Source organism: Kamptonema formosum PCC 10802 (assembly GCF_000332335.1).
In the GTDB taxonomy this organism is placed as follows: domain Bacteria; phylum Cyanobacteriota; class Cyanobacteriia; order Cyanobacteriales; family Oscillatoriaceae; genus Oscillatoria.
This window is the reverse complement of sequence record NZ_KB235949.1, coordinates 657,406-663,597: the sequence shown is the minus strand read 5'-3', so window position 1 is coordinate 663,597 and position 6,192 is coordinate 657,406. Positions and strand designations below refer to the sequence as shown.

Below are 6,192 nucleotides of genomic sequence, written 5' to 3'. Positions count from 1 at the left end.
AACCTTTGGGCTAAAGCCCAACTACGAACCTTTGGGCTAAAGCCCAACTACGAACCTTTGGGCTAAAGCCCAACTACGAAGCTTTGGGCTAAAGCCCAACTACGAAGCTTTGGGCTAAAGCCCAACTACGAACTTTGGGCTGAAGCCCAACTACAAACGGGGTGGGAAATCACCCTTCAGTTCAGTTTTTCGCCCGCGTGATTTCAACGGTAATGTTGCCGGTAAAATCGGGGATGGGGGCAGCCGGCTTGCTCAAACGGACTTGGACTTGCCGCACCCGTTCGTCTTCCAACATCGCCCCGGCAATTTCCGCTGCCACTCTTTCTATTAAAGCAAACTTAGAGGTTTTTAGCAAGTGCTGCACCGTTGAAATCGCCTTGCGGTAATCGAGGGTGTCTTCGATGCGGTCGCTTTTGCCTGCCGGCGATAAATCCAGCCACAGGGTGACGTCGGCTTCAAACCACTGACCGAGGACTTGCTCCTCTGGCAAGTAGCCGGTGTATCCATAACAGCGAATGCCGGTGATTTGAATTGAATCCATTGCTAGCACTCTTAGGTCGGGAGCAAATCACTTGTATTTGAGCTTTCTAGCGCCACAAGCGGCGCACTTAAATCTTCAATATTGCCTTGGATAGTCTTGCAAAGGTCATCCAGGGGCAGGTCATTGGGGTCGTAACCGAAAGGATTTTCGATTTCATTGCCAATTTCTTCTACCCCAAACAGAACAAAACTAATTAAAATCACCATCAAGCAAGTCCCAAACTTCAAGTTTTCCACAAACTTAAAAGGCAAAGCAATGCAATAGATCAGCAAGACGCGCTTGAGGTAAATCCCGTAAGCCGGTGGGATTGGGGTGGTCAAAATCCGCTCGCAGCCGGTTAAAGCCTCGACCAGACTGTCGAGCAACTTATTCATAGCCATCAGCTGGTTGCTGTTCAAGCAATTGCGGTCGTGCTGCTGCTGCAGGTAAGCCCCAACCCAGCGAATTACTTCTAGAGGTGGGCTTTTCACACTGTTGAGCTGGAGAGAGAGGGAGGCGTCCACCAACTCCTCTAACTCGCCGCTCACCGGCTCTTGTCGCAAGCGCAACTTAGTCGCTACGGCAAAAGCCGCCAATACCCGCAGGACAGACGCTTTCTTCTCTCGGTCTGCCGGTTCAACTTCCGCAACCCCCACCCAGATTTGCCGCGCTAAGTTGCGGACACTCACAACAATAGTCCCCCAATTTTTCCGCCCTTCCCAAAATCTGTCGTAAGCCGTATTCGTGCGAAACACCAACAATAAACCTAAAATCAGATTGAAGACCACATTGCTAATGACACTCCCCAAGGCGCGCCACTCTAAAGGGACTTCAAAATAATAGAGTAGAGAGACGATAAATCCAAACCCCCCACACAATAGGGCGCGAGGAAAAACAGTAACAGCGACTGATCCGCGCAACTGAAAAGCAAGTCGAAACCATTCCATTTTACAGGTTTTAAGTGTTAGTTGTTAGTCGGGGTAGGAATGGGATAATTTGGCTTTGGGCAGGGGAAGTCAGGAACGGAAACAATTCCCAATCCCCAAATCCCCAAATCCCGGCTCAATTTCCAATTCCCAATTCCCCAATACCTATCTTACAGATCCTTGTGACAGAAAGGCTTAGCATCCTTACCCGAATAGGTAGCCACAACCTGACCGTCACCGGCAAGCTGGTATTTGTACGTCACCAGACCTTCCAAACCCACAGGTCCGCGAGGCGGCATCTTCTGGGTGCTAATGCCCACTTCTGCGCCAAAGCCGTAGCGGAAGCCGTCCGCAAAGCGCGTTGAGCAGTTGTGGAAAACACCGGCAGCATCCACTTGCGCCAGGAACTTGCCAGCCGCTTCCCTGTCTTCCGTAACAATCGCATCCGTGTGTTTCGAGCCGTAAGTATTGATGTGGTCAATCGCCTCTTCCAGAGAATCCACCACCTTAATCGCCAGAATCAAATCGCTGTACTCCGCCGCCCAGTCTGCTTCTGCTGCCGGCGAGACGCTGACAGTGGCGCGGGTGCGCTCATCCCCCCGCAACTCGACGTGGCGCTCTCGCAGCGCCGCAACAGCCACCGGCAAGAAATCGGGGGCGATGCGGGAGTGGACAAGCATCGTTTCAATGGCGTTGCAGGCGGCAGGGTACTGGGTTTTAGCGTCAACGGCAATATTCACCGCCTTTTCGATGTCAGCGGACTTGTCCACATAGAGGTGGCAGATCCCCTCAGCATGTCCCAGCACGGGGATGCGGGTATTTTCCTGCACGAAGCGGACAAACGAATTAGATCCTCTGGGTATAATCAGATCCACACACTGATCCAGTTTCAGCAGCGCCAGAGTTTCCTCTCTGGTGGCCAGCAACTGCACTGCAGCGGGGTCAACCGCACTTTCCGCCAGCCCTTGGTGGATCGCCCGAACCAGCTGGGTGCAAGAGAGTGCTGCTTCCTGTCCGCCTTTGAGGATAGCGCCGTTGCCCGACTTAATCGCCAGACTGGTAATTTGAATCACCGCATCGGGGCGAGCTTCAAAGATGACGCCCAGGACACCGAGCGGACAGGCGACGCGCTTGAGGACGAGCCCATCATCCAGCTGCCGGTGAATCCCCACCGCACCGACGGGATCGGGGAGTCGCCCCACATCTCGCACGCCGGCAATCGCGGCTTTTAGCTTGGTTTCATCCAACTTCAGCCGGTTGTAGAGCGGTTTGGGGATGCCGGCGGCCTCAGCAGCTTGGCAGTCCGCTGCATTGGCGGCCAAAATCTCATCAGTGGCAGCTTCTAGCGCCCGAGCAATGGCAACGATTGCTTGATTTTTCTCGCTGGTCGAGAGAATGGCCAGCCGCCGCGCCGCTTGACGGGCCTGCTGAGCAAGTTTAACTAGGGGAGGGGTTCCAACTTGGACTGTGGTCATGGTTTCGCAATCAGGGCAAGCGCATCACCCAAAGTTTAACAAAAGATGAAAATTTTATGGCTGTCCCAGCGATAAAAATTCAGTATTTTTTAAGTTTCTGCCAGCCACTTTTCACCGTGATAAAGCCCCCGCTAGCCGGGGGAGAGAGGGGGCAGGGTGAGGGGAGCATGCCAATGGAAAGATCTTCTAAAAAGTCGCCAAACCCGGTTGTAAAGCGGCACAATAATCGGCAGGGAGGAGCCACTTATAGATAAGTTTAACAGCCCGCCTATGTCTTTAGACATAGAGTGGTTCTAGCTAGCGAGTGAGGCAAAAAATATGTGCGGTATTTACCATTTATAAATAAGGGTGTCTGCCAGTGGAAAGAGCTTTGCCCCGGGAGTTACTGATGAGGCTAATTGGTGCGCTGTCAGGGTTGCCAAACAATTTTAGAGAGAGTTTCACAAGTTATTCAGTTTTGAGCGCTAAGCAGGAAAATAGAGCCTGGAAAGGAACAGGATTGGACGGGAGTGGCGAGGTGGGCTGGGGACGGACCCTTTGAGGGGAATAGAGATCCCTCATGAAGCTCGGTGAAATCTCACTCGTTCAATGTCTTGAGCCGCCCCAAGACAATTGAGATTCCCGAGGTGCCGGTCGGGGAGTGGGCAAGCTGAACTGGTGTCACTTAACTGTCGCCTCTCACGGGTCGATCGCTACTCTAAAAGTTTGGGGAGGGGCGGGAATCTTGCAGGATATCTGGTGGTGGTAAATGATAGCTGCACCCCCAACCCTACAGATCGCCGGCAGCAATTCCCCACGAAACGGGCAGCCGGCAATATACCCAAAAGAGGGTGCCACTCATCTACCGCTCGCACACATCCTCATCACTGGCAAAGGAGGCCAGAAAAACAATGATAGCCCTTTCTGAGAGTAAATTAGCGAATTCTTCTTGCCCACAAATTAAGTCGATGGATTCTCGCTCAGTTTGGACTTCCCCGAAGCGCATCCTCGTGATTGATGATGAGGAGGATATCCGGGAAGTGACCAAACTGTGTCTGGAAATCATGGGAGGGTGGGAAGTCAGCACGGCAGATTCCGGCAGACAGGGGCTGGCACTAGCGGCAGCCGAGCAGCCCGACGCTATAATTCTAGACCTGATGATGCCCGAGCTGGACGGAGTGGCCACCTTGAGCCGGCTGCAAGCCAATCCCACAACAGAACACATCCCCGTGATTTTCTTAACCGCCCACATACAGGCATCTAACCGGCGCGGCTTCTCCCATTTGGGAGTGGCAGCGGTGATACCCAAGCCCTTCGATCCGATCGCCCTCCCTAGCCAAGTGGCGAGAATTCTCGGCTGGAGCCAGTCAGGCTACCGGTAGTGGCCAGTCCCCGCTGGCTCTGGCGGCAGGTGCCAAACGTGCAAATTTTTGTGAGCATTCCTGGTGGCTTCACAAGGGTACTGAGAAAACCGGGTTCGCCGAAGTTACCGGGTTTCTGGGCGTTGAAGGGCGGGGCTGCAGGGGCGGGTTTTGCCGGAAATTTTTTACGGGAAGCTTGCTTTGGGCCGGTGCTGCCAGACCCACTTGCCAGACAGCGAGAAATACCAGTAAACCGGCCCCCCAGCGCGGCTCCGCTGTGCGAAGTTATTTAAAGCAAATCGAAAGATTATCTAAAGGCAAGCGGTTTCGCTGTTAATTTGCTCAAAGCTAGGAGAAACTTCCCTTAATAAAACCAGAAGAAGAACGTCATGGTAACCGCCACCGCAGCAGAAAAGCAAGTAAAAATCGGCCCGACCCAGCTGCTAATAAACAACGAATGGGTAAACAGCGTCAGCGGTCGCCGGTTCGAGACGCTCAACCCCGCCACCGGCGAAGTTATCTGCACCGTCGCCGAAGCGGACGCCCCCGATGTCGATAAGGCAGTTCTGGCCGCCCGGGCGGCGTTCACCGGCGGCCAATGGCCAAAGATGACGGCCTCCCAGCGCGGTGAATTGCTCTACAAGCTAGCAGACCTGATTGAGCGCAACAAAGAAGAGCTGGCGCGTCTGGAAACCCTCGACAACGGCAAACCGCTGAGCGAGGCGCTGTATGACGACTTGCCGCTGACGATCGCCTGCTACCGCTACTACGCCGGCTGGGCGGACAAAATCCACGGCAAAACCATCCCCATCAATGGCCCCTATTTCTGCTACACGCGCCACGAGCCGGTGGGCGTCGTTGGCCAAATTATCCCCTGGAACTTCCCGCTGCTGATGCAGGCGTGGAAGCTCGCCCCAGCCCTGGCCACCGGCAACACCGCCATCCTCAAAACCGCCGAGCAGACGCCCCTGAGTGCGCTGCGTGTCGGCGAACTGATTGTCGAAGCCGGCTTCCCCCCCGGAGTGGTCAATATCCTCTCCGGCTACGGGCCAACTGCCGGTGCGGCTATCGCCCACCACAGCGATATCGACAAAGTAGCCTTCACCGGCTCGACAGAAGTGGGCCACCTGATTATGGAAGCCGCCGCCCGGAGCAACCTCAAGCGCGTCACCCTGGAACTGGGCGGCAAAAGCCCCAACATCGTCTTCGCCGACGCCGACCTGGACGCCGCCATCGAAGGCGCTCACATCGGGCTGTACTTAAACCAGGGGCAGTGCTGCTGCGCCGGTTCGCGGCTGTTTGTCGAAGAAAAATGCTACGACGAGTTTGTCGCCAAAAGCGTTGAGCGCAGCAAGCAGCGCACCGTCGGCGATCCCTTTGACCCCAACACCCAGCAAGGCCCGCAAGTTGACCAAACCCAGTTCGACAAAGTGATGAGCTACATCGAGTCCGGGATGCGCGAAGGTGCCCAACTGCTGTGCGGCGGCAAACGAGCCGGCGACCGGGGATTTTTCATCGAGCCAACCGTCTTTGCTGATGTGCGAGACGGCATGAAAATCGCTCAAGAGGAAATATTCGGGCCGGTGATGAGCATCATCAAATTCAAAGACATTGATGAAGTCATCCAGCGGGCGAACAGTACAATGTACGGTCTGGCCGCCGGTGTGTGGACAAAAGATATTACCAAAGCTCACGCGATCGCCAACAGCGTCCGCGCCGGCACCGTCTGGGTGAATTGCTACGATGTTTTCGACGCTGCTGCTCCCTTTGGCGGGTTCAAGCAATCCGGCATAGGCCGAGAACTCGGCGAGTACGGCTTGCAGCAATATACCGAAATCAAAACCGTCACCATCAAACTGTAGCGAATTAAAGAAACCCGGTTTCTTCAATAAACCGGGTTTCTTTGCGGTTTATTTATGAAAAACTAGAGG

At 54.5% G+C, this 6,192-nt stretch carries 6 protein-coding genes; 2 read left to right on the top strand and 4 right to left on the bottom strand.

The genetic code is table 11. The features are described 5' to 3' along the window. Nucleotides 1-181: 181 nt before the first annotated feature. The 4 genes from folB to OSC10802_RS51905 form a co-directional block, all read right to left on the bottom strand. Nucleotides 182-541, bottom strand: coding sequence for a dihydroneopterin aldolase (gene folB / locus OSC10802_RS0133400; RefSeq protein WP_017721112.1), 360 nt, complete (start codon nt 539-541; stop codon nt 182-184). 11 nt (nt 542-552) lie between these two features. Next, nucleotides 553-1,467 carry a bestrophin family protein gene (locus OSC10802_RS43045; RefSeq protein WP_017721111.1) on the bottom strand — a complete coding sequence of 305 codons (915 nt, stop codon included), beginning with the start codon at nt 1,465-1,467 and terminating at the stop codon, nt 553-555. Between the two features lie 149 nt (nt 1,468-1,616). Beyond that, on the bottom strand, nt 1,617-2,921 hold the full coding sequence (locus OSC10802_RS0133390) for a glutamate-5-semialdehyde dehydrogenase (protein ID WP_017721110.1): 1,305 nt from the start codon (nt 2,919-2,921) through the stop codon (nt 1,617-1,619). Between the two features lie 678 nt (nt 2,922-3,599). Beyond that, a complete protein-coding gene (locus tag OSC10802_RS51905) occupies nt 3,600-3,758 on the bottom strand; it encodes a hypothetical protein (RefSeq protein WP_155969029.1) in 159 nt (52 codons plus the stop codon). Between the two features lie 110 nt (nt 3,759-3,868). Here OSC10802_RS51905 and OSC10802_RS0133385 point away from each other — a divergent pair, with 110 nt between their 5' ends. Next, entirely contained in the window at nt 3,869-4,282 is a 414-nt protein-coding gene (locus tag OSC10802_RS0133385) for a response regulator (RefSeq protein WP_017721109.1), read from the top strand. A gap of 368 nt (nt 4,283-4,650) precedes the next feature. Beyond that, entirely contained in the window at nt 4,651-6,123 is a 1,473-nt protein-coding gene (locus OSC10802_RS0133375) for an aldehyde dehydrogenase family protein (protein ID WP_017721107.1), read from the top strand. Nucleotides 6,124-6,192: the final 69 nt, after the last annotated feature.